Source organism: Niallia sp. Marseille-Q9988 (assembly GCF_976954375.1).
Genome location: NZ_CDRJSZ010000016.1, coordinates 29,699 through 50,748 on the forward strand (window position 1 = coordinate 29,699; position 21,050 = coordinate 50,748).

General features: G+C 35.5%; 22 protein-coding genes. 13 read left to right on the forward strand and 9 right to left on the reverse strand.

Annotated elements, in window-relative coordinates:
• The first annotated feature begins 99 nt into the window (after window positions 1-99).
• Entirely contained in the window at window positions 100-558 is a 459-nt protein-coding gene (locus tag ACWNMZ_RS22320) for a YueI family protein (protein WP_031538084.1), read from the forward strand.
• A 178-nt stretch (window positions 559-736) separates the two neighbouring features.
• Window positions 737-1,165 carry an organic hydroperoxide resistance protein gene (locus tag ACWNMZ_RS22325; protein WP_031538082.1) on the forward strand — a complete coding sequence of 143 codons (429 nt, stop codon included), beginning with the start codon at window positions 737-739 and terminating at the stop codon, window positions 1,163-1,165.
• An 84-nt stretch (window positions 1,166-1,249) separates the two neighbouring features.
• Here the strand turns inward: ACWNMZ_RS22325 and ACWNMZ_RS22330 are convergent, their stop codons facing one another.
• Window positions 1,250-1,681 (reverse strand): MarR family winged helix-turn-helix transcriptional regulator, encoded by a 432-nt coding sequence (locus ACWNMZ_RS22330; RefSeq protein ID WP_031538081.1) that lies wholly within the window; start codon window positions 1,679-1,681, stop codon window positions 1,250-1,252.
• A 216-nt stretch (window positions 1,682-1,897) separates the two neighbouring features.
• Between ACWNMZ_RS22330 and ACWNMZ_RS22335 the strand changes: the two genes are divergently transcribed.
• The 5 genes from ACWNMZ_RS22335 to ACWNMZ_RS22355 all read left to right on the forward strand — a co-directional run bounded on the left by ACWNMZ_RS22335 (window position 1,898) and on the right by ACWNMZ_RS22355 (window position 6,344).
• Complete coding sequence (locus ACWNMZ_RS22335) at window positions 1,898-2,725, forward strand: VanW family protein (RefSeq protein WP_441993467.1); 828 nt, start codon at window positions 1,898-1,900, stop codon at window positions 2,723-2,725.
• A 247-nt stretch (window positions 2,726-2,972) separates the two neighbouring features.
• Entirely contained in the window at window positions 2,973-3,263 is a 291-nt protein-coding gene (gene gatC, locus ACWNMZ_RS22340; RefSeq protein ID WP_031538078.1) for an Asp-tRNA(Asn)/Glu-tRNA(Gln) amidotransferase subunit GatC, read from the forward strand.
• 14 nt (window positions 3,264-3,277) lie between these two features.
• Window positions 3,278-4,735, forward strand: coding sequence for an Asp-tRNA(Asn)/Glu-tRNA(Gln) amidotransferase subunit GatA (gene gatA / locus ACWNMZ_RS22345; protein WP_031538076.1), 1,458 nt, complete (start codon window positions 3,278-3,280; stop codon window positions 4,733-4,735).
• Between the two features lie 12 nt (window positions 4,736-4,747).
• Window positions 4,748-6,175, forward strand: coding sequence for an Asp-tRNA(Asn)/Glu-tRNA(Gln) amidotransferase subunit GatB (gatB, locus tag ACWNMZ_RS22350; RefSeq protein WP_031538074.1), 1,428 nt, complete (start codon window positions 4,748-4,750; stop codon window positions 6,173-6,175).
• Window positions 6,176-6,209: 34 nt separating this feature from the next.
• Window positions 6,210-6,344: a hypothetical protein gene (locus ACWNMZ_RS22355; protein ID WP_449598898.1), complete on the forward strand. Its 135-nt coding sequence runs from the start codon at window positions 6,210-6,212 to the stop codon at window positions 6,342-6,344.
• A 327-nt stretch (window positions 6,345-6,671) separates the two neighbouring features.
• Here the strand turns inward: ACWNMZ_RS22355 and plsY are convergent, their stop codons facing one another.
• Together plsY and ACWNMZ_RS22365 are read right to left on the reverse strand one after the other, a co-directional pair.
• Window positions 6,672-7,292 carry a glycerol-3-phosphate 1-O-acyltransferase PlsY gene (gene plsY / locus ACWNMZ_RS22360; protein ID WP_031538072.1) on the reverse strand — a complete coding sequence of 207 codons (621 nt, stop codon included), beginning with the start codon at window positions 7,290-7,292 and terminating at the stop codon, window positions 6,672-6,674.
• 163 nt (window positions 7,293-7,455) lie between these two features.
• Window positions 7,456-9,135: a hypothetical protein gene (locus tag ACWNMZ_RS22365; RefSeq protein WP_031538071.1), complete on the reverse strand. Its 1,680-nt coding sequence runs from the start codon at window positions 9,133-9,135 to the stop codon at window positions 7,456-7,458.
• A 256-nt stretch (window positions 9,136-9,391) separates the two neighbouring features.
• On the opposite strand from ACWNMZ_RS22365, the gene ACWNMZ_RS22370 reads away from it, so the two are divergent.
• The 6 genes from ACWNMZ_RS22370 to rlmD all read left to right on the forward strand — a co-directional run bounded on the left by ACWNMZ_RS22370 (window position 9,392) and on the right by rlmD (window position 15,339).
• On the forward strand, window positions 9,392-9,880 hold the full coding sequence (locus tag ACWNMZ_RS22370) for a sigma-70 family RNA polymerase sigma factor (RefSeq protein WP_342585617.1): 489 nt from the start codon (window positions 9,392-9,394) through the stop codon (window positions 9,878-9,880).
• Window positions 9,877-10,347, forward strand: coding sequence for an anti-sigma factor (locus tag ACWNMZ_RS22375; protein ID WP_031538068.1), 471 nt, complete (start codon window positions 9,877-9,879; stop codon window positions 10,345-10,347). The genes ACWNMZ_RS22370 and ACWNMZ_RS22375 overlap by 4 nt, the downstream gene beginning before the upstream one ends.
• Entirely contained in the window at window positions 10,344-11,429 is a 1,086-nt protein-coding gene (locus ACWNMZ_RS22380; RefSeq protein WP_449598899.1) for a hypothetical protein, read from the forward strand. Before ACWNMZ_RS22375 ends, ACWNMZ_RS22380 begins: the two co-directional genes overlap by 4 nt.
• An 89-nt stretch (window positions 11,430-11,518) precedes the next feature.
• The gene (locus ACWNMZ_RS22385) at window positions 11,519-12,436 is read left to right on the forward strand and encodes a hypothetical protein (protein ID WP_441131662.1); all 918 of its coding nucleotides are present in this window, start codon (window positions 11,519-11,521) and stop codon (window positions 12,434-12,436) included.
• A gap of 426 nt (window positions 12,437-12,862) precedes the next feature.
• On the forward strand, window positions 12,863-13,822 hold the full coding sequence (locus ACWNMZ_RS22390; RefSeq protein WP_048718937.1) for a diacylglycerol kinase: 960 nt from the start codon (window positions 12,863-12,865) through the stop codon (window positions 13,820-13,822).
• Window positions 13,823-13,962: 140 nt separating this feature from the next.
• Window positions 13,963-15,339, forward strand: coding sequence for a 23S rRNA (uracil(1939)-C(5))-methyltransferase RlmD (rlmD, locus tag ACWNMZ_RS22395; RefSeq protein ID WP_251627820.1), 1,377 nt, complete (start codon window positions 13,963-13,965; stop codon window positions 15,337-15,339).
• Window positions 15,340-15,355: 16 nt separating this feature from the next.
• Here the strand turns inward: rlmD and ACWNMZ_RS22400 are convergent, their stop codons facing one another.
• The 6 genes from ACWNMZ_RS22400 to ACWNMZ_RS22425 form a co-directional block, all read right to left on the reverse strand.
• Window positions 15,356-16,948, reverse strand: a complete 1,593-nt coding sequence (locus tag ACWNMZ_RS22400; protein WP_251627818.1) for a recombinase family protein — start codon at window positions 16,946-16,948, stop codon at window positions 15,356-15,358.
• A 246-nt stretch (window positions 16,949-17,194) separates the two neighbouring features.
• Entirely contained in the window at window positions 17,195-18,667 is a 1,473-nt protein-coding gene (locus tag ACWNMZ_RS22405) for a recombinase family protein (protein WP_251627816.1), read from the reverse strand.
• A complete protein-coding gene (locus ACWNMZ_RS22410; RefSeq protein WP_285846410.1) occupies window positions 18,664-20,076 on the reverse strand; it encodes a recombinase family protein in 1,413 nt (470 codons plus the stop codon). Before ACWNMZ_RS22410 ends, ACWNMZ_RS22405 begins: the two co-directional genes overlap by 4 nt.
• Window positions 20,048-20,239 carry a hypothetical protein gene (locus ACWNMZ_RS22415; RefSeq protein ID WP_251627814.1) on the reverse strand — a complete coding sequence of 64 codons (192 nt, stop codon included), beginning with the start codon at window positions 20,237-20,239 and terminating at the stop codon, window positions 20,048-20,050. Before ACWNMZ_RS22415 ends, ACWNMZ_RS22410 begins: the two co-directional genes overlap by 29 nt.
• Window positions 20,240-20,304: 65 nt before the next feature.
• Window positions 20,305-20,439: a hypothetical protein gene (locus ACWNMZ_RS22420; protein ID WP_285846409.1), complete on the reverse strand. Its 135-nt coding sequence runs from the start codon at window positions 20,437-20,439 to the stop codon at window positions 20,305-20,307.
• A gap of 141 nt (window positions 20,440-20,580) precedes the next feature.
• A complete protein-coding gene (locus tag ACWNMZ_RS22425; RefSeq protein ID WP_251627813.1) occupies window positions 20,581-20,742 on the reverse strand; it encodes a hypothetical protein in 162 nt (53 codons plus the stop codon).
• Window positions 20,743-21,050: the final 308 nt, after the last annotated feature.

A 21,050-nucleotide genomic window follows, 5' to 3' on the forward strand; every position in this document is an offset into this window, starting at 1 on the left:
TTGTATCATGACAAAAAAATTTCAAAAAGGTACAAGGTTTTTTATCAGCAGAGTAGAGTATAGTATGAGAAAAGGAATCTATTTGAAGGAGTTGTGAACATGTCATCAAACCCTAACTTAGATGATTATATGCAAAAGGGAATGTATGGGGCAAAGGAAACAAAGCCAGAGGAACGAAGAAAATTTCTTGGTACTCTAAGAGAAAGAGTTGTGATTGCACTAAATCAATCCCAAGTAATTGAACCATCGCCCTACAAAGAAATACTTGATGCGATGAAAAAGAATACAGGTGCGAAGTTATATTTAAATGGTCATTTAGACTATTCATACTTATCGAAATATATTAAGGAAGCTAATCAAGCCAAAATGGAATACACGATTGTAACCAATAAAGAGGCAGATAGTGAAATTGGCTTATTAATTGCTTATGATCATGCGATTAATAAAGAAGATATTTATATCGGGGAACAAACAAACGATACAGTAGAAGAGGAATCTTCGCAAGATAGTCAGAAAAAGGGATTATTTACGACTATTGGAAAATGGTTTAGTAAGTAAGAAAAGGGCTCAAAAGGAGAAATCTTTTTGGGCCTTTTTGTTTAAAATAATTGTTGTAGGCATGTTTACTTTTTTTGAAAAGGGTAAATATGAAAAGAAAGTGCAAAATATTTGTTTTGTGAAATTATATTGTGTACAATGTATATGCGGAAAATAATAAATTATTGGAGGAATAATCATGAGCGATACAATTCTTACAACATCTGTTACAGCAACTGGTGGAAGAGAAGGTCGAGTAGAGTCAGAAGACTATGTTATTCAATTTGATACAGCGATGCCAGGAACTCAAAGAGCAAAGGAATTGGAGGATGCGACAAACCCTGAGCAATTATTTGCAGCTGGATATTCGGCATGTTTTGATGGTGCATTACAATTAATGGCGCAGAGAGAAAAAGTAAACTTTGACTCTGAAACAACAGCTAGTGTTAGCTTACTAAAGGATGAAACAGATCAAGGCTTTAAATTAGCTGTAAAATTATCTGTAAAAGGAACTGGAATTGAAAAGGATGTTTTAGAGGAGCTTGTACACAAAGCGCATAACTTCTGCCCCTACTCTAAAGCAACTAGAGGAAATATTGATGTTCAATTAGAAGTGGTTACAGCTTAATAGAAGCATAAAAAGAGAGCAGATGAAAGTACCTAAACTTTTATCTGCTCTCTTTATGTCTATCCTATTTTAAATCATGGTGCATTACGTGAGGTTTTGCAAAAGCTTTAATAGTGATTGCTTTAATTCAGTGATTTCTTCGTCTGATTTTCCAAAAAGCTTGAAAACTTCGGTTGGAATACATGCTGCTTTTTGCTGTAGAGAAGCTCCTTTGTCCGTTAAGGTAATGAGTACGGAACGCTCATCCTCAAGGGATCGCTTACGTTGGAGTAATTGTTGCTGTTCCATTCTCTTAAGCATTGGCGTTAGTGTACCAGAATCGAGGTATAAGTAATTTCCCATTTCCTTCACACTAAGACTTTTATGCTCCCATAGAAGTAAAAGAACTAGGTATTGTGGATAGGTTACATCTAGCTCCTCTAACAAGGGCTTATATTTTTTCGTTAATTCCCGTGAACTTGCATATAAAAGAAAACAAAGTTGGTTTTCTAATTTTAAAGAGTCTAATTCATTCATTGTTCGTCACCTAGCTTTTTAGTCTTCTAAATATTAACTATTGTATCGGATTTTGCGTGAATTTCCTATCTATTTGCCAAGAATGAGAAAAATAAAGCAATTTCTGTCTCGGGTATAAGGGATTTTTACTGCTTAACAACCCTCTTAGAAAAAAGAAGGATTTACGAAATAGTTAGCGAAATAAAGGAGAAAAGGGAAAAAATGGAGAGCGTATTTATGAATATTACAGCGTTAAGACCCAAAAAAAGGTCAGCCCTACGTCTTTATTTCGGGAAAAAATATTATACCACAAAGAGATATATGCAATGGATGAAAGCGAGAAAACACTATGCAAAGAAAAAGCAAAAGGCATTACTACCCCATTCTTATTTTACCCATAAAACAATGCTACTAAGAGAATTAAAGGATGTTGATATGAGGCTGCAGTATAACAAAATTATTAATTTAAAAGTGGCGGTTTCAAAAATAAATTTGATAGTCATAGAACCAGGAGAAACCTTTTCTTATTGGAGAACAATAGGCAAGCCCACTTATAAAAAGGGTTTTGTAGACGGGATGGTTCTGTATTCTGGGAGCTATCGTACTGGAGTTGGAGGAGGGCTGTGCCAGCTTTCTAATCTGATTTATTGGATGACATTACATACTCCGTTAACAGTGGTGGAAAGGCATCGCCATAGTTATGATGTTTTCCCTGATTCCAACCGAACACAGCCATTCGGTAGTGGCGCGACTTGTTCCTACAATTATTTAGACCTACAAATCAAAAATGAAACAGATACTACTTTTCAATTATGCTTAGAAGTAACAAATACCCATTTAAGTGGGGAATGGCTAGGGGCAGCACCTAGTTTATCTCATTATGAAGTGTTTGAAAAAGAGCATCAAATCACACCAGCCTATTTCGGCGGCTATATTCGCCATAATCAAATTTATCGAAAAAAATTTAATAGAAGAGGTGTATTATTGGAGGAAGAGTATATTACAGAAAATCATGCGTTAATGATGTATGAGCCACTCCTTTCCTCGCTGGAAAATAACCGATAAAAAGAGGGAGGTCCCTCTATTTTTACTTTAAAATAGAAATGAACGGAGCGACCAACTAAATCAAAATGGTATAATTGTAAAGACTATGTACATTTAATATGGATAAACATTTTTCAAGGAAAACAATCATTTATAAAGAAACGGCTTTCTTACAAGATATAATCTTACTTTCGGTTGCTTTCCTAATGATTTGTTTGCTATTATCAGATTATTGTATTGTACGTATAATGATGGAGGTGACATATATATGTCAAGAATTACAAAGGAAGAAGTAAAGCATGTTGCGAATCTAGCTAGACTTGCGATATCGGATGAGGAAGCAGAGCATTTTCAAAAGCAATTGGATGCTATTATTTCTTTTGCAGAAGAACTAAATGAATTAGACACAGAGGGAATTGAACCAACTTCCCATGTATTAGATATGAAAAATGTATTACGTGAAGATGTACCAACAAAGGGCTTACCTGTTGAGGAAGTTTTACGCAATGCGCCAGACCATCAGGATGGACAAATTAAAGTGCCATCTATCATTGAGTAAGGAGGGGAAATCATATGAGTCTTTTTGATCAAAAGATGACGGATTTACAGGAACTATTACATAAGAAAGAGATATCTGTTACAGATTTAGTAAAAGAATCGTATAATCGCATAAAAGACGTAGATGGGAAAGTACAAGCATTTTTAACATTAGATGAAGAAAATGCTTTATCACAAGCTAGCGTACTAGATAGCAAGCTTGTAAATGGGGAACATTCCGGGAGCCTATTCGGAATGCCGATTGGGATAAAGGATAATATTGTTACGAAGGATTTAAGAACAACTTGTTCGAGTAAAATCTTAGAGAATTTCCAACCGATTTATAATGCAACAGTTATGGACAAGCTGCAAGCAGCTGGAGCTATAACAATCGGAAAGCTAAACATGGATGAGTTTGCTATGGGATCTTCCACGGAAAATTCCTATTACCAAAAAACGAAAAATCCATGGAATCTTGAAACAGTTCCTGGTGGATCATCAGGTGGATCTGCTGCATCGGTTGCAGCGGGTGAAGTACTATTTTCCCTTGGATCAGATACTGGTGGCTCCATTCGTCAACCAGCAGCTTTCTGTGGGGTTGTCGGCTTAAAACCTACATATGGAAGAATTTCTCGCTTTGGTCTCGTTGCGTTCGCATCCTCACTTGATCAAATTGGACCAATTACACGTACGGTAGAAGACAATGCTTTCTTGCTTAATGCTATTTCTGGTTTAGATCCAATGGATTCTACTTCGGCAAATGTAGAGGTTCCTGATTTTACGAAAGGCCTAACGGGAGATATTAAGGGCATGAAAATAGCTGTGCCGAAAGAGTATCTAGCAGAAGGAGTAAACGAAACAGTTCGCCAATCTGTTTTAGATGCATTAAAGGTATTAGAAAAATTAGGCGCAACATGGGAAGAAGTTTCCTTGCCACATAGTAAATATGCCCTTGCTACATATTATTTATTATCTTCTTCAGAAGCATCTGCAAACCTTTCTCGTTTTGATGGGGTACGATATGGTTATCGTGCGGATAATGTGGAAACATTAATCGATCTGTATAAGCGTTCACGTGCAGAAGGATTTGGCGATGAAGTGAAGCGCAGAATTATGCTTGGAACCTTTGCTTTAAGCTCTGGCTATTATGATGCTTATTATAAAAAAGCACAAAAAGTACGTACATTAATTAAAAAAGATTTCGAAGATGTATTTGAAAAGTATGATGTTATTATTGGACCAACTACTCCAACACCAGCCTTTAAGTTAGGAGAAAATGTGGATGATCCATTAACGATGTATGCAAACGATATATTAACGATTCCAGTGAACTTAGCTGGCGTACCAGGTATATCGGTTCCTTGCGGCTTCTCTAACGGTTTGCCACTTGGTTTACAAATTATCGGTAAACACTTTGATGAAGCATCTGTATATAAAGTGGCTTATGCGTTTGAACAAGCTACAGATTATCATAAACAAAAACCAACGCTGTAAGGGGTGAAAAAGATGGAATTTGAAACAGTCATTGGGCTAGAGGTCCATGTAGAGTTAAAAACACAATCAAAAATATTCTCAGCAAGTCCCAATCACTTCGGTGCTGAGCCGAATACAAATACGACAGTAGTCGATTTAGGCTATCCTGGCGTACTACCTGTTTTAAATAAAAAAGCTGTAGAATATGGCATGAAAGCGTCTATGGCATTAAACTGTGAAATAGCGACGGAGACGAAATTTGACCGTAAAAACTATTTTTATCCAGATAATCCAAAAGCTTATCAAATCTCACAATTCGATAAACCGATTGGAGAGCATGGCTGGATTGAAATTGAAGTAGATGGCTATAAGAAAAAAATTGGGATTACCCGTGTGCATTTAGAAGAGGATGCAGGAAAACTGAATCATGAGAAAGGATATTCATTAGTGGACTTCAACCGTCAAGGAACGCCATTAATTGAAATCGTTTCTGAGCCAGATATTCGTACACCAAATGAAGCATATGCTTACTTGGAAAAATTGAAATCCATCATTCAATATACAGGCGTATCTGATTGTAAAATGGAAGAAGGTTCTTTGCGCTGTGATGCCAACATTTCGATTCGTCCTGTAGGACAAGAGGAATTTGGAACAAAAACGGAGCTGAAAAACTTAAACTCCTTTAACTTTGTTCGCAAAGGATTAGAGTATGAAGAACAACGACAAAGAGAGGTTGTTTCTTCAGGTGGTGTCATTAATCAAGAAACACGCCGCTTTGATGAAGCAACAAGTACAACATTGCTAATGCGTGTTAAAGAAGGTTCAGATGATTATCGTTATTTCCCCGAACCAGATTTAACAGATTTGTATATCGACGAAGATTGGAAAGCAAGAATTCGTGCGGAAATTCCAGAATTACCAGATGCAAGACAAAAGCGTTATATGGAAGAATGGGGCTTACCAGAGTACGATGCGAAAGTATTAACCGTTACGAAGGAAATGGCTGATTTCTTTGAAGGCACTGTTGCAAATGGAGCGGAGCCAAAGCTTGCTTCTAACTGGGTAATGGGCGATGTTTCTGCCTATTTAAACGCAGAGCAAAAGGAGCTAGCAGAAGTAAAGCTAACTCCAGAAAATCTTGCTGGTATGATAAAGCTCATTGGAAATGGAACAATCTCCAGTAAGATTGCAAAACAAGTTTTTAAAGAGTTGATTGAAAATGGCGGAGATGCGGAAGCGATTGTTAAAGAGAAAGGGCTAGTGCAAATCTCTGATGAAGGTGCATTGCTGAAAATCATCGGCGAAGTATTGGATAACAATCCTCAATCCATTGAAGACTTTAAAAATGGAAAACAAAAAGCAATTGGGTTTCTTGTTGGTCAATTGATGAAAGCGACAAAGGGACAAGCAAATCCACAAATGGTTAATAAATTATTAGTCGAAGAAATGAATAAAAGATAAGAAGGGAATCTATCTCCCCTTTAGCTGTCAGCAAATGTTGAAAACGACTTTGCTGGCAGCTTTTTTAATGGGAAAAGAGGGGGAGGATGGCAAAACTAGCTTGGATAGTGGTATATATTCTAGTCGAACGTGGAAATCAGCCAAACCAACGATAAATCAGCCAAAGTAGGAGGGAAATCAGCCAAACCAGCGATAAATCAGCCAAAGTAGGAAGGGAATCAGCCGAACTAGCGATAAATCAGCCAAAGTAAGAAGGAAATCAGCCGAACTAGCGATAAATCAGCCAAAGTAAGAAGGAAATCAGCCGAACTAGCGATAAATCAGCCAAACCACCATCCCCATCCCAGCACTTCCCTCCACAACCTCCAAAATCAAAATAAAGGAGCAACTCTTAAAAGAGCAACTTCTTTATTTTGATTTCCATTCATTCGACAGTATTTCCCAGGAAAAGTCCGTAATCAACAATTTCCTGAAAAGCTTGTCCAATTAAGGGGAATCAGCCTATTTTCTTCGGGTTAATTCGATCCTTTTTTATGTTTTTATCATTAATTTTAGGTTCTTGATGATGAATAAAATTAAGAATATTAGAGCGATGTAAAAAGATTAATAGTATTAAAAACAAGAAAAAGAGCCAGTCATGTTGGATGGTAGGAGATAATAGCGCATATAAAAAAATGATTATTCCTACTGAAATACTACCCAAGAATACATATTTTGTTATAAAAATAACAGCGAAGAATGCAAAATAGGTAATGAAAAACAAAGCTGGATTGGCAACGAGAAGGGTCCCTGCTGTAGTTGCAATTGCTTTTCCACCACGGAATCTAGCGAAAATTGGAAAGCAATGACCAATGACAGCGACTAATCCAGTGTATAACGGATTTATATCTACCATTAGCAAGTATGGTAAGCATGTGGCTAGCGCTCCTTTTCCGACATCAAGTAGTAAAACGGCAATCCCAGCTTTTTTGCCTAACACGCGAATAGAATTAGTAGCTCCTGGGTTAAAACTGCCATGTTTACGAATGTCTATACCATAAAAAACCTTGCCGATAATTAAGGCAGTTGGAAAAGAACCGATTAAGTAAGAAGCTAGGATAATAATAATCAAGTGCATTTCTCCTTTGACATAATCTTAAGTTTACTAGAATTAAACAATATTTTTTTTCTTCTTTTATTCTATGCAGCAAAAGGGAGAAGATTGTTTCCTTCTCCCTATATTATAAATAAAAGATGCTGTTTTTTATTTAATTTTTAAAAGTCTATTTTATAAATAAATGTTATGGATTTAAATCTTGTTCTTTTACTACCAATTTTTCAACCGTAACAATCACTTCTTCTGTATCCACATAATCTATAGTTAACTGCATCCCTTTTTCTAGGAAAATACTATAAGGAAAATCATTTGATGAAACTTGGAAAATGGTTTTATTTCCATCTAACATGAATTTTACAATCGTGCTATTTTCTACTTCAGATTTATATACATAGCTGACCGTTCCCGTTACTGTCTTTTGTTCGGCAATATTATTAGGGACAGTTTTATCATTTTTTAAAAGGGTGACAAGAGCATATTTATAATCATTAAAAAGCTTTGTTTTTTCAGTATGATAACTATACACCTTTTCATCCTTTGCATTAATCAACATAATTTCTCTTAATACATGATTGCTGTCCATAAGCGGGACAACCCATGTGAATTGCCCATAAATTGTATAAAGCAGCGGAGTGCCAGCTTCGTATTTTTGGGCGCGGAAGGTTTTTTCCGCTACATTGATAGCAGATTTACCATTTAAAGAGCCGTTTGCTTCGGTGTAAAAAGTAAGAGCACCAGTGCGAGCATTAATCATAGAATAACCAACCATACTACCACTGTCTGATTTCGGACGAGTGAAGTCAGTAAACCAATGCAATTGTAAGTCTTCATTAAATACACCATTTACTTCGTCTACATTTTCCCAAGCAGTTGGCAATTTCATGTCTTCTTTTGCAAAAAGAGTGTTCCAGAAACCATGAATATATTTTCCATACCACTCATTCCAGTCCTCAGCAACACTTGTAGGAATGACATGGTCAATGAAATCAGGAATATTGTTCATAGCATAGTCCTCTATTTTTCCAGTAGCTGGATCAATGATATAAATCCCTTTAATATCAATAATTTCTCGGAATTTATTATATTGACCATACGGAATAACATAATAAGGTTTATCGTTATCATCGGGTTCAAAGCTTGCCTCAAGCAGAATCATATCTTTATGCTTATTTCTGACTAGCCTTTTTAAATCCTCGTTAAAGTATGCAGACGGAACATACTTCATGGATGATTGAACTAAGATGGCATCCTCATTTTCATCCTCTGCACTCATTTTAATAAAGCCAGGAACATCACTTCCTTTTACCCATTTGAAAAATCCTGTGTATTCAATCGGCGTTACCCAATAGAGATGATCATCGATTTTTTGTAGAGTGGAATTTCCTAAATCATAATAAGAAGGATGGGCAAGCTCCCCAAGTTTTTTCTCGCTTCGATAACGTGCATAGCTTTCCGGTACAACGACGATATGCTTCTCATTTGTAGATACAGCTTCTTTGTCGATAACAGTTGCTTTTTCTTGTACAAATCGATATTTATCGCCGGTAATAGTTAATGGATAGATAAATTGGACGTAAAGACTAAATAAGACAAAGTATAAAAATAGAATTCCGGTTATTTTATATCCCTTTACTTTTCCAAAAAGTAAATCTAAAAATAAGAAGAAAGCAATATAAATAGCACCATATTTAAATAGAGCCTGTAAGGAATGATCGATTAGCTGAAAATAATCAAGACAAAAAATAATTAAAAGCCCAGCAAGCAATCGTATAACTTGAAAAATGAGAAATCTTTGTTTTTTTAGATGGCTTTTCCATAGGAATGGATTTAGTGTTAAAGCCAGTAACGCAAATAAATAATGCATACACATTCTCCTTTAATAATTTGCTATAGAGTAAATACGAAAGAAGTGGTAAAAAGTTTCAAGTAATAATGGTACTATTACAAAGGAGAGCAATCCAAATAAAAGGAAGAAGCAAGCAAAAATAATAAAAAGAGTGTAGGGGGATGACAATCCGTTTACGTCTATTATTATAGAATGGCTAAGAAAGGGGGGAGAGGCCATTAGTGATCAAGTATTAATTGATAAAGTAAAGGCAGGAAATGATCACGCATTTCGACTGTTAGTAGAAAAGCATCGAGACTATTTGTTTCGTTCCATATACAGTGTTTTGAAGGATCAGAAAGAAGCGGAAGATGCGGCGCAGGAAGTGTTTATTAAAATCTATACCTCTCTCCCCAAATATGAGAATCAAGGTTTTAAAACATGGATTACAAGAATTGCTGTCAATCATGCCATTGATATGAGAAGAAAGAAGCAAAGAAGAAAAGAAGAGATGGCAGAAGAATTGGAATCTCACATAGGAGGCTCACTTGCTGATGATGTAGAATTAGAAGTGATAAAGCGGGAAAGACAAAAGCTTGTCCAACAAAGGCTTAAGGAAGTACCTGCTAATTATAGGGATGTCATTTACGGTTTTTATATTCAAGAAAAAAGCTATCAAGAAATGGCTTCTGAACAAAATGTGCAAGTGAAAACGATTGAAACGAAGCTATATCGCGCAAGGCTTTGGATCAAAACGCATTGGAAGGAGGAAGACTTTTTATGACAACACATTATTCTAAAGACTATTGGATGAAGTATGTAAGGGATGAATTAAAGGAGACAGAAAGAATTCTACTTGAAGATCATTTGTATACATGCGATCAATGCTTAGAATTATATATAGATGCAGTAGACATGAAAGAGGAGAAACTTCCTTCAATTTCAGATGAAGTAGCCTTTATGAATGATATTATGGAGCAAATAACCAATGAAAATATGGATAGGAAAAAAGACGCGAAAAAGAAACGTCCTTTTTATCAATCATCCATATTCCATTATGCCATTGCCGCGAGTCTCACATTGATACTGATGTCGGCAGGATTCTTTCAATCGATTATAAAACATACAGAAACAATCCAAAAAGCGGAAGTATCTTTGAAAGAAGAGCCAAAATCCGGCGGTTTAGTGGATAAGACATTTGCTTGGATGGATTCATTCGATGGTAGTAAAAAGGAGGATTTTAAGAAATGAAAAACCCGATTGTTGCAACAATCTTAGCATTTTTTCCAGGCGGAGGTCTTTTCTACATTGGGAAAAAGCTACGAGGCTTTTTATATGGGCTTGCTGTATTTGGACTAGCATTTATGTCCATCATCATTCAAAGTTCATGGTATTACGGCCAGTGGACATTTATTGTAATTGTTATTGGCTTTATTATCTATTGTATTAGTTTTCTCGATACATTAATAACGACCAGTAGCTATTTAAAAGAGCGGGTGAATTTTACTAATCATACGGAAGCTGGAGAGGCAGCACCTGTATTAGTAAAAACAACCGAGTCCGAGCGTTTTTATACGATTGTTTTATCGTTTATTCCTGGTTTAGGGCATATTCAATTAGGATTAGTATACCGTGGAATAACTTTATTGACGGCGTTTCTAGGTCTAGGAATTATGATTTTATTTATCACATTTCTAACCTATACGAATGAATTTCTATTATTCTTGGCAATTTTACCGGTTATTTGGATTTACGGATTTTATGATGTTTCCCAGCAGTTTAATAAGAAACTGAAAGGGGAAAAGCTTGAGGACATTACTATTTTTCAAGATTTTGAAAAGAATCAGGAAGAAGGGAAGAAAAGTAAATTTATCGCCACCTTCTTATCTGTATTTCCAGGTGCGGGTCATTTATATTTAGGTCTGCAGCAAAGAGGGATTCAGCTAATGGCAGCTTTCTTGTTCTCTATCTTTATTCTCAATGAACTACGATTAGGTCTCTTCTTATTCGTTATCCCGATTATTTGGTTCTATAGTTTCTTTGATGGATTGCAAAAAGCGTCAAAGATAGGAGAAGAAGAGCTAGAGGATGTACCTGTCATTGCCTATCTAATTAACTATCAGAAATGGTTTGGAATTGGGCTACTCGTTATTGGTCTCTATTATTTAATGATTAATATTATCCTACCAATATTTTCGCCTATCATTAGAGAAACAATAAATATTGATATACGTTTCTTTTTTTACCAATATTTTCAGACAGGAATTGTTTGTCTTGTTCTTATATTAGGTGGAATTCATTTATTAAAGGGTACAAAAAAGAAAAAAATGTAAAAATCTCGCGAAAATAAAAAGATAGATTATGCTATTGGCATTTGATTATTCCAATCAAATGGCCAATGGCTACAAAAGGAGAGAATAGAATGAGACAATGGCGGGTCGGCACTTTTTCAATGGGCCTATCTTTAGTATTTCTAGGAGTTTTTCTATTACTTACACAGTTTTTTGATTGGCAGATTATCACTGTATTAAAAGTTTGGTGGCCAATTATTTTAGTTATTCTTGGAATGGAAATTTTATTATACTTGTTTTCCTCCAAGCAAGAAAAACCTTATTTAAGCTTTGATCTATTCAGTATTATTATCGTTGGTATCATTGGTACTGCAGGAATATCGATGGTCTTCCTGCAATCCACAGGTATTTTGGATATTGTAGAACAAGGGTTAAAAAGAGAAGAAGTAACAAAAGATTTGCCAGAATTTAATTATGCAATGAAGGATAACATCAAAAGAATTGTCATAGAATCAGAAAGTCAACAAAATCCGATTACAATAGAAGGAACAAATGAGAATGTTCTATCATTATTCGGAACTTTTCGTACCGTAGAATCGAAGGAAATGGAAGTTTCGAAGCCAGAGGATTATCTAAATGTGTCTCAAAAGGGAGATACTCTATTTGTACGTATAAAACAACTGCCTTATCGAATGTCTGAATTTTATACAGACTATTCTTCTATACATACCACGATACTTGTGCCAACGAATAAGAAGTTAGATATTATTGATTTGAATAATGATATTACCTTAAATCCCCGTGAATTAAAAAGCAATTGGACAGTCAATAATGTTCCGCAAATTGATTTAATATTAGATGAAACAGCGAATGTTAAAGTTTCTGTCAATGATACAATCATCAACAATCGAGATCGAGAGGAATGGGAATATACAAGTACAGAGGATGAAAAGGCGGAAAGTGAGACAACTGCGATTTTACAAAAGGGAAAAGGAAGTCCTGCTATCCATGTTTTTAACAGTGGATCATTAGATTTAACAAATCATTAACAAGGTAAAACATCTATCCATGTTTGCTTTTTACCATTAAAGAAGATAAAAGGGATAGATTTGCCTCAAAGAATAAAGCATTTCTGAGGAAAATCATCCTTTTATGGAACCTTAGTTAATCTTATCGAACCATGTCCCATATTGTTGCAGATTTTCCCAATAGTCATAAAATATTGACTCATGCTGTCGGAAAAAAGTTAATCAAACGTTTGATTAATAGAAAAAATCAAGCAATAGTGGAAAGGAAAGTATGGTGAACGAATAGATTGGGTTATAATATGGGAAGAAATGCTAATCTTGGACACTTACTCTAAGTTGTCACATAACATGGTAGTAGCTAGAGTTAAAAATTGCCTAAGCAAGTGCTATCGTATATGATGTTAGTGGCTATGGAAAAAATGAATTTTGATTATAGGATGATGAAAAATGAAAAGGGCAAGGATAATATATAATCCTACTTCAGGTCGAGAAGCTTTTAAAAGACATTTGCCAGAGGTGCTAAAAAGATTAGAAGAGGCAGGATATGAAACTTCCTGTCATGCCACAACTGGTCCGGAAGATGCAACCTATGCAGCAAGAGTCGCGGTAGAAAGACGATATGATCTTGTTATTGCTGCTGGTGGGGATGGAACCATCAATGAAGTGGTAAATGGGATGGCTGAGCAGGAATATCGCCCCAAGCTTGGGATTATTCCAGTAGGAACGACAAATGATTTCGCAAGAGCGCTGCATATTCCAAGAGATATTATGGGAGCGGTGGAAGTCATCGCAAAGGGCGATACAATTCCAATTGATATTGGAAGAATGAATGATAAATATTTCATCAACATAAGTGGTGGTGGACATTTAACGGAAATCTCTTATGAGGTTCCGAGTAAACTGAAGACGATGTTAGGACAACTTGCATACTATTTAAAAGGTGTGGAAATGCTGCCTTTCATTAAAGCAACGCATGTCAAAATCGAATATGATGGGAAGCTATTTGAAGGGGAAGCTATGTTATTTCTAGTTGGCCTTACCAATTCAGTTGGTGGATTTGAAAAGTTAGCTCCTGGAGCTTCGATTAATGATGGTCTTTTCTCCTTGCTAATATTAAAAAAGGCAAACCTTGCAGATTTCATTCGAATCGCTACACTTGCTCTTCGTGGGGAACATATAAATGACCCGAACGTCATTTATACGAATGCGAATCATATTAAAGTTAGCTCTGACGATAAGGTTCAATTAAATCTTGATGGAGAATTTGGCGGCTTATTACCAGCCGAATTTATAAATTTATATCGCCATTTTGAGTTATTTGTGCCAATTGAAGAAATTCGAGAGGAAGACCGACCTGAACTGAAGGATTATAAAGAAGCATCACAAACAGACAATATCGAGGAGTGAGAGGAAGAAGAAATCCCCTCACTTTTTGTTTTTTAGTTCCTTTAATTTTTCCATAGTGAAGAAGCTTGCGCTTTCCTGATAATATGGTACAATTACCACGCTTATTTTTTTCGGAAATATCGATGTAAAGGAAGACGATAATGAGTAAAACATTACCCGTTCAAAAGAACGATATAATAGATATAGTTTTTGAAGATTTAACACACGATGGTTCAGGTGTAGCAAAAGTAGATGGTTATCCACTATTTATCCCCAATGGATTGCCAGGTGAAAAAGCAAAAGTAAAAGTAATTAAGACAAATAAGAATTATGGTTTCGGCCGTTTAATGGAGATAACAGAAAGAAGTCCCTATCGTGTAGAAGCTCCATGCCTTATTTACAAGGAATGTGGGGGCTGTCAACTACAGCATTTAAGCTATGAAGGGCAATTGAAAACGAAGCATAAGCATGTGAAAGATGTTCTTGAGCGGATTGGCAAAATTGATACGACTGTTCATCCAACCCTAGGCATGGAAAATCCTTGGCGTTACCGTAACAAGTCACAGGTTCCAATCGGTGAGCAGGAGGGTGGCCTTATTGGCGGATTCTATCAACAGCGCTCCCACCAAATCATTAATATGGAACAGTGCATGATTCAGCAAGAGGAAAATGATTATGTCGTCAATACAGTAAAAGCTATTTGCTCGAAATATGGAGTTCGCGCCTATGACGAAGCACGCCATAAAGGAGAGTTACGTCATATTATGGCGAGAAGAGGGCTCGTTACGAAGGAAGTAATGGTTGTATTAATCACTCGTACACAGGATATCCCCAATCGCAAAGCAATTGTTGATGAAATTGTGCAAAAAGTGCCAAATATCAAATCAATTATCCACAATGTGAATAACAAAAAAACGAATGTAATAATGGGAGATATAACGCGTACGATTTGGGGAGAAGAAACCATTACCGATTATATTGGCGATGTGAAATTCGCTATTTCTGCCCGCTCTTTTTACCAAGTAAATCCAGAACAAACAAAAGTGCTTTATGAGAAGGCATTGGAGTATGCAAATTTGAATGGGGAAGAGAAAGTAATAGACGCTTACTGTGGAATTGGAACCATTTCATTATTTTTAGCAAAAAAAGCTAGCCAAGTATTCGGTGTTGAAATTGTTCCACAAGCGATTGAAGATGCTAGAAACAATGCACGCCTAAATGATATCCACAATGTGGAATTCGCAGTAGGAGAGGCAGAAGTAGTTATCCCCAACTGGTATAAAGAAGGAAATGAAGCAGACGTTTTAGTAGTAGATCCACCACGAAAAGGCTGTGATGAAGCATTACTACAGACTATTCTTGATATGAAGCCGAAAAAAGTTGTCTATGTGTCCTGTAATCCAGCAACTTTAGCTCGCGATTTGCGGATATTAGAAGACGGGGGCTACAAAACAGAAGAAGTGCAGCCTGTGGATATGTTTCCGCAGACAATGCACGTCGAATGTATCTCGCAACTCATTTTAAAAGAAGGCAACTAATCCTTGTGGTTGTTGCCTATTCCTGTTCTTCGAAAGGATTTACGAAATTGTAATGAATACGAAGATTACCATCAACGCTACAGGTGACTTTATTCACCAGTGAGTGTAAGACTTGAGGAGTTAAATCGTTTAGTATTGAAACTTCTTTAAGCTTCTTACCTAAATCAATTGCATAGTTCTCACTTTCGCATTCTTCTAGTTTTTCTTGATACTTGATCTTAGCCGTTTCTAAATTTGATACTTCCTGATCAATCTGTTTACGATATTCCACTAGCTCTTCCCGAGATAGTATTTCGTCAGCATACATATCAAGGTAATCTTTCTTTCTAGAACGTAATTTATTTGATTTGTTTTCAATTTTTTTGAGTTCATTATTTATCAGAAATTTCTTCTGATCGAGTCTCTTTTGTAAGCTTCTTAGGAACTCATCGTCTTGAATAGATTTAAAAAGCTCTTGTAAATCTTCGATGATAATGTTTTCTAGTTCTTTTTCTCGGATAACTACTCTATTCTCGCAGAAAGTATCTCCGTGTTTAATATTGCCGCCACACCTATAGCCTTTTTGATTAGCCTTGAACCACATTCCCTTTTGGCAATTTTCACAGAACAAAATATTCGTAAACAGATGCTTTTTAGGGGCTGTACTTGTACGAGTTCTTGTTTGAAGCATCTTTTGGACGGCCTGGAATGTCTCTTTTGAGATGATAGGCTCGTGAGTATTCTCTTGTATCGTAGCTTTGTCTTCACCAAGAATTCTCCGTTTTGTTGTTGTAACGGATACAGTTTCAGTTCTGTTTTGAACAAGGTCACCACAATAATGTTGATTGTTTAAAATGTTTTTTACTGTTGATGCGTGCCATAAAGGTGATGCATTAGACTTTCTCGCGATTTGAGAAGGAGTAGGGATTCTTTCAGCTGTGAAGGTTTTAGCTATGGAATCCATTCCTTTTCCATCCAGGTATTCTTCGAAAATTCGTCTAACAATTTCCGGTGTGTTATCGTCACGAATTTTTAGCTTACCTTTGTCAGAGTAGTATCCATAAGGTGGATTGGAACCTACAAATAAACCTCTATTAGCTTTTGTGCGTTTGGCAGCCTTATTTCTTCGGCTGCTATTTGCTGACTCATTTTCATACAGCCAAGCAAAAAGACCAAAGTTCTGAACGTCCCCGGTAATTGTATTAATCGAGTTATCAAGGCAGACAATATGAATGTTATTTAGTAGGCAGGTATCCCTTAATTCATAAGACAATCTTCCGTTTCGAGCTAACCTGGAAAGTTCCTTAGCTAATATCACATCATATAAACCAGCCTTACCGTCATCAATCAGTTTTTTTAAACCTGGACGGTTTCCTTTTGTTCCTGATTGCTTGTCTGTGTATATCTCTACGATCTCCCAATTATTTTGGGCAGCGTAATTTCGAAATAGATCGATTTGATTATCGATAGAAGTTCTTTGTGTCTCCATCTCAGTGGATACACGAGCATAAATTGCACATCTCATAATGCGTTCACCACCAAAAGTAGTAAAGTATTGAGATGTTGGTGGGTTTATGACTATAGCATTGCCAATAGTTGCTGAGCTTATCTGAGTTGAGTTTAAGTACATTTTGATTTCTCCTTTTTCATTTTACCTATGTATAAATTTCGGAAGTTCGTCCATACTAATAATAATTTTTCGATACTTTGTCCGTAATGGTATACCAATCTGGATAAAGTACCGAACAAGCCTCAAATGAAACCCCTTGTTATAGGGGTTCTGGGTATAGTCTAAATTGGCGTTATTTCCAACAGCTAAATGTTCGGTTATTTGTCCAATAATCAACTATTACATTTCGATAATTCATCCAATATGTTAATCAATTAGATTGGAGAAGATATTTGATTTGAAATGTAATTGTGGTTCCTGGTCAGTAGAGAGAACAAGGTAGTCTACAAAATACAGGATGATGAGTCTTTTCTCATCTGTCCCTAATCGATGATCCAGTATCTCATTAAATCTGGAAAAGAACTGATCCTTTTCTACAAGTTGATAAGTTGTCTTTAAATTTTCTTGGCAAATCGTGTATTCTTTTAAAGAAATTTTGTGTTGATGAATAAATTCCAAAATTTTCAGCTCAAGTTCTCGATCTTTAAGTTCTCTTGCAATTTTTAGTTTATCCTCGAGTTTCTTTAAGAGTTGATCTTTAGAGCTGATACTGTCTTCAACCTCATCAATCATTTGATTAATAAATGATAAGGTTTGAAGTTCTATCTGGTGACTAGATAATAGCTCCATTACACGTTTTAAAATCAAAGGGATAAACCTGTCGTGAACTTCTTGGATGTTCACTTTATAACCGCAATTCTTACATACGTAGTAATAATACGGATACTTGATACCATTTCGTCTGGTCGAAGCATTTTGAGTACTTAACAATTGATCGCAATGTCTGCATTTCACCTTGTTTAAAAAAAGAAACGGTGTATCTATTCTGCCAAAAGTTTTTTGAAGTTGGTTATTTAACTTTATTAACTGTGGATGGAATTTGCTTATAATTGCGGGATGTGAATCTTCAAAAACAAATTGCTTTTTTCCACCATCTGTCCGTTTAGGTATATCCCAGATTAATTTTCCTGTATAAACTGGATTTTTAAGGATATTTTCAACTGTGCTGGACCGCCAAGTACCTCCCTTCGGTGAGGGAATATTTGCTTCATTTAAAATTATGGCTATTTTTTGTAAGGATTTCCCCCAGCTAGACAGGAAAAAAATAAAAGATACAATGTCAGCATTTTCATTGGGTTCCAATTGTTGTTGGTGTTTTTGTTTTTTAATCTGATTATATCCATAAGGAGTTTTTGATCCGGGTCTAAATGTTTCTTTACTTTCTAAAAAAGTTGTTAAATTACCTACTGCACGCTCAGATTTTACTTCTGATTCGTGTTGAAATAACAAGAAATTCATTTTGATACTAGTGTCTTCAGGATCAATAGGTTTATTCGAGTCAGTTGTATAGACTTCTAGTTCCGGCAGCTTTTCTAGCATTGGGCGGTAAAAATCAATAGTAAAGGAATAACCAGTACGATCCATCCGGGAAATATCGTGAAAAATAACAGTCGGTATATTCATTTCAACCATTTTTTCTCCCAGTTCCATCAACTTTCTTCGTTGAGCAGCACGTTTGGAATATGCACTTGTAACATCTTCAATGTAAATTAGTTCATTAGGGACAAAGAGTTGATTCCGCTTGGCAAATTCTTGAATATGCTGTTTCTGGATTTCGACACTGTTATTTTCTTGTTGCTTATACGAAGAACGACGAATATAAGCAAATGCTAATTTCAAAGTAAATCATCTCCTTTAAAAATGTATTGGGAACGAATATCTTGGAGATAGTCAAATTTGCTAACTTCAATGTTTACCTCATTTGGATAAACATATAATGTTCGGATAAGCAACGAAGTTAGGAAAAAAGGATTTGTTTGCCTACATTTATGTAAATAATCTTTTACTAGTTTTACCAATCTCTCATTTTCTAATAAAAGGTCCTCTTTTTCTTCGATTAGGTTAAGACGATCCTTTTGTATGTTCTCTAATTTTGTTATTTCAACGTAGTGAGGGTTCTCTTTCCAATTCGTAAAATCATCAGTATCAAAAATGATTTTCTCCATTAAATTATGTTTTTTTACTTCTAGTGATTTCAGTTCTGCATCAACATTTTTTCGAATTAATTGGAAGAAATGCCTTGAATCTTTAAGCAGCATTTCTGTATTTAAGTGCTCAATGATTTTCTCAAGTGACTTATTAATAATAAGAAATAAATCTTCAGTTCCTATAAAAGTTTTTGAGTGTTTTCGAGAGCAGGAGTACCAGGCTTTTTCAGCAGGGATATTCAAATGAAATTTCATTGGCTTCCCACAAATTCCGCAACTGATATCGTAAATGTCTTGATTTTTTAAAGAGCGTTCAATTTCTTGATAAGTTAAAAGCACGGTATTGTGAGCTTGTAACTCTTCGAAGTCCTCATAACTTAAATAAGGCTCTATGTGTGAAAGTTTATTCTTCCCGTTTGTCAAATCATATCCGGCATAAAAAGGATCTTTTGCAATTTTTATTAGTTGATTTGGAGTAGTTTTAAGGATTTTTTTATATTCCTTTAGTGTTTCTTCCAGATCTTTGTGTGTATTAACCTTTTTGATTGCTGCAAAGAATTTGAGTAAAGCATCATTTTTACTAGGATCCTTAATGTACTGCTTGGTCTCTTTTTGTTTTATGTATCCAAGCTTACGAGGAGGATATCTTTTTCTCGCTTCTTCCGTTCGCCTAGCAATGTTTTTCCCCTCAACATCACTTACAATATTCATTACGCCTTCAAGAAGTGTGCTATCTGTAGCCTGTTGATGACCATTCCCTGCTGATGTAAAGAAAATATTCACTTTATGTTTTTTGCACAGTGAAACAAAGTAATTGGACTCATAAAAGTCCCGGAACAATCTTGAGCGGTCAAAGGCATAGACAATCTCAACTTGATTATTAATGATCATTTGAATTAGTTTTTTCATTTGTGGCCTATTCTCAATATCCAGTTTGTTAGCAGAAACTCCATCCTCATTCATAAGTAATATCTCACTGCTTAAGTACTTCTCTCTGTACATTGCATCAGCCGATTCTTGCATAGATAAATCTTGGTTGGCGGTACTTACTCTTCGAAAAAAAACCTTATACTTATTTTTGTTTTTTATTACTTGAATCATTGTTCCTTCTTTCCTTTACAATGTCTTGATAAAGTAATTTTGCCTGTATCCTATGATGAACATCTAATTGCTCAACAATTATTCGTTGAATTAAATGTTGCACCCAAATATCAGCAACAGGGTTCATCTCAGATTCGGTTTGAATATTAATTTTCTTCCGCATAAACACACCTCCGCTTTTCATCTTTGACGGAAAGCGGTGGGTTTTATACGGTTAAGCTTAAATAGTTATGATTCCTGATCGTCAAATTCTAAATCAAATCTTAGTTGTACAGATTCTTCTTCTGTATCTGTGTGCTTAACAAGTATTTGAATAATTCCTTTCTGCTGACCTGGGAAAGATTTAATGTTTTTTTCTTTCATTGGTTATCCCCCCAGATTTATGGGCTAAAAATTGTTCTAGAAGGAAAGGCGATAAGTAGCCTTCCACCCGAAGCCTTACTAATTTTTCTGTAAATTTGTTATGGTTTAATCTCTTTGACGGAAAATCTTGATCTGTAGGTCTCAAGCACATTCACTTCCTAACTGATGTTTCTTTTCTCCGGGATTTTTTTCAATAGCTGGTTGAACTAGTATTCTTTCTAACTCGGAAACTAATAAATCTTGGATAATAGTTCTTACATTTAGGGCATTTTCTTGAGATGCGTAGTAGCGTGTAACTTTCAAATTTCTCTCTCCTTGTTCTAGTGGTGTATATGTCAGAAAAAAAGAAGTAAAGTAAGCTCAATACTGATTCTTGTATGTAAGTGTTAAATTATCGGTTAAATTACTTCCAAATTTCTTGCTTTAAAATTTTCAAACGGATTATATTCTTTAATTTTTTTAAAAACCAAGGTTTTGGAGAAAAAATTCATTTTAGGTAAAAAGTACTATTCGTACATACTCTGATTGGATGGTTTCCATTATATTTCCAAGTGGAGATATAGTATAATAGGACTTACATATGTATTTATGATTTTTAATTTATGAGGTGT

What these genes read in the sequence shown, in the direction of transcription:
- ACWNMZ_RS22320 (WP_031538084.1), top strand. Translation starts at nt 100, where the DNA reads ATGTCATCAAACCCTAACTTAGATGATTATATGCAAAAGGGAATGTAT.
- ACWNMZ_RS22325 (WP_031538082.1), top strand. Translation starts at nt 737, where the DNA reads ATGAGCGATACAATTCTTACAACATCTGTTACAGCAACTGGTGGAAGA.
- ACWNMZ_RS22330 (WP_031538081.1), bottom strand. Translation starts at nt 1,681, where the DNA reads ATGAATGAATTAGACTCTTTAAAATTAGAAAACCAACTTTGTTTTCTT.
- ACWNMZ_RS22335 (WP_441993467.1), top strand. Translation starts at nt 1,898, where the DNA reads ATGAATATTACAGCGTTAAGACCCAAAAAAAGGTCAGCCCTACGTCTT.
- gatC (WP_031538078.1), top strand. Translation starts at nt 2,973, where the DNA reads ATGTCAAGAATTACAAAGGAAGAAGTAAAGCATGTTGCGAATCTAGCT.
- gatA (WP_031538076.1), top strand. Translation starts at nt 3,278, where the DNA reads ATGAGTCTTTTTGATCAAAAGATGACGGATTTACAGGAACTATTACAT.
- gatB (WP_031538074.1), top strand. Translation starts at nt 4,748, where the DNA reads ATGGAATTTGAAACAGTCATTGGGCTAGAGGTCCATGTAGAGTTAAAA.
- ACWNMZ_RS22355 (WP_449598898.1), top strand. Translation starts at nt 6,210, where the DNA reads ATGTTGAAAACGACTTTGCTGGCAGCTTTTTTAATGGGAAAAGAGGGG.
- plsY (WP_031538072.1), bottom strand. Translation starts at nt 7,292, where the DNA reads ATGCACTTGATTATTATTATCCTAGCTTCTTACTTAATCGGTTCTTTT.
- ACWNMZ_RS22365 (WP_031538071.1), bottom strand. Translation starts at nt 9,135, where the DNA reads ATGCATTATTTATTTGCGTTACTGGCTTTAACACTAAATCCATTCCTA.
- ACWNMZ_RS22375 (WP_031538068.1), top strand. Translation starts at nt 9,877, where the DNA reads ATGACAACACATTATTCTAAAGACTATTGGATGAAGTATGTAAGGGAT.
- ACWNMZ_RS22380 (WP_449598899.1), top strand. Translation starts at nt 10,344, where the DNA reads ATGAAAAACCCGATTGTTGCAACAATCTTAGCATTTTTTCCAGGCGGA.
- ACWNMZ_RS22385 (WP_441131662.1), top strand. Translation starts at nt 11,519, where the DNA reads ATGAGACAATGGCGGGTCGGCACTTTTTCAATGGGCCTATCTTTAGTA.
- ACWNMZ_RS22390 (WP_048718937.1), top strand. Translation starts at nt 12,863, where the DNA reads ATGAAAAGGGCAAGGATAATATATAATCCTACTTCAGGTCGAGAAGCT.
- rlmD (WP_251627820.1), top strand. Translation starts at nt 13,963, where the DNA reads ATGAGTAAAACATTACCCGTTCAAAAGAACGATATAATAGATATAGTT.
- ACWNMZ_RS22400 (WP_251627818.1), bottom strand. Translation starts at nt 16,948, where the DNA reads ATGTACTTAAACTCAACTCAGATAAGCTCAGCAACTATTGGCAATGCT.
- ACWNMZ_RS22410 (WP_285846410.1), bottom strand. Translation starts at nt 20,076, where the DNA reads ATGATTCAAGTAATAAAAAACAAAAATAAGTATAAGGTTTTTTTTCGA.
- ACWNMZ_RS22415 (WP_251627814.1), bottom strand. Translation starts at nt 20,239, where the DNA reads ATGCGGAAGAAAATTAATATTCAAACCGAATCTGAGATGAACCCTGTT.
- ACWNMZ_RS22420 (WP_285846409.1), bottom strand. Translation starts at nt 20,439, where the DNA reads ATGAAAGAAAAAAACATTAAATCTTTCCCAGGTCAGCAGAAAGGAATT.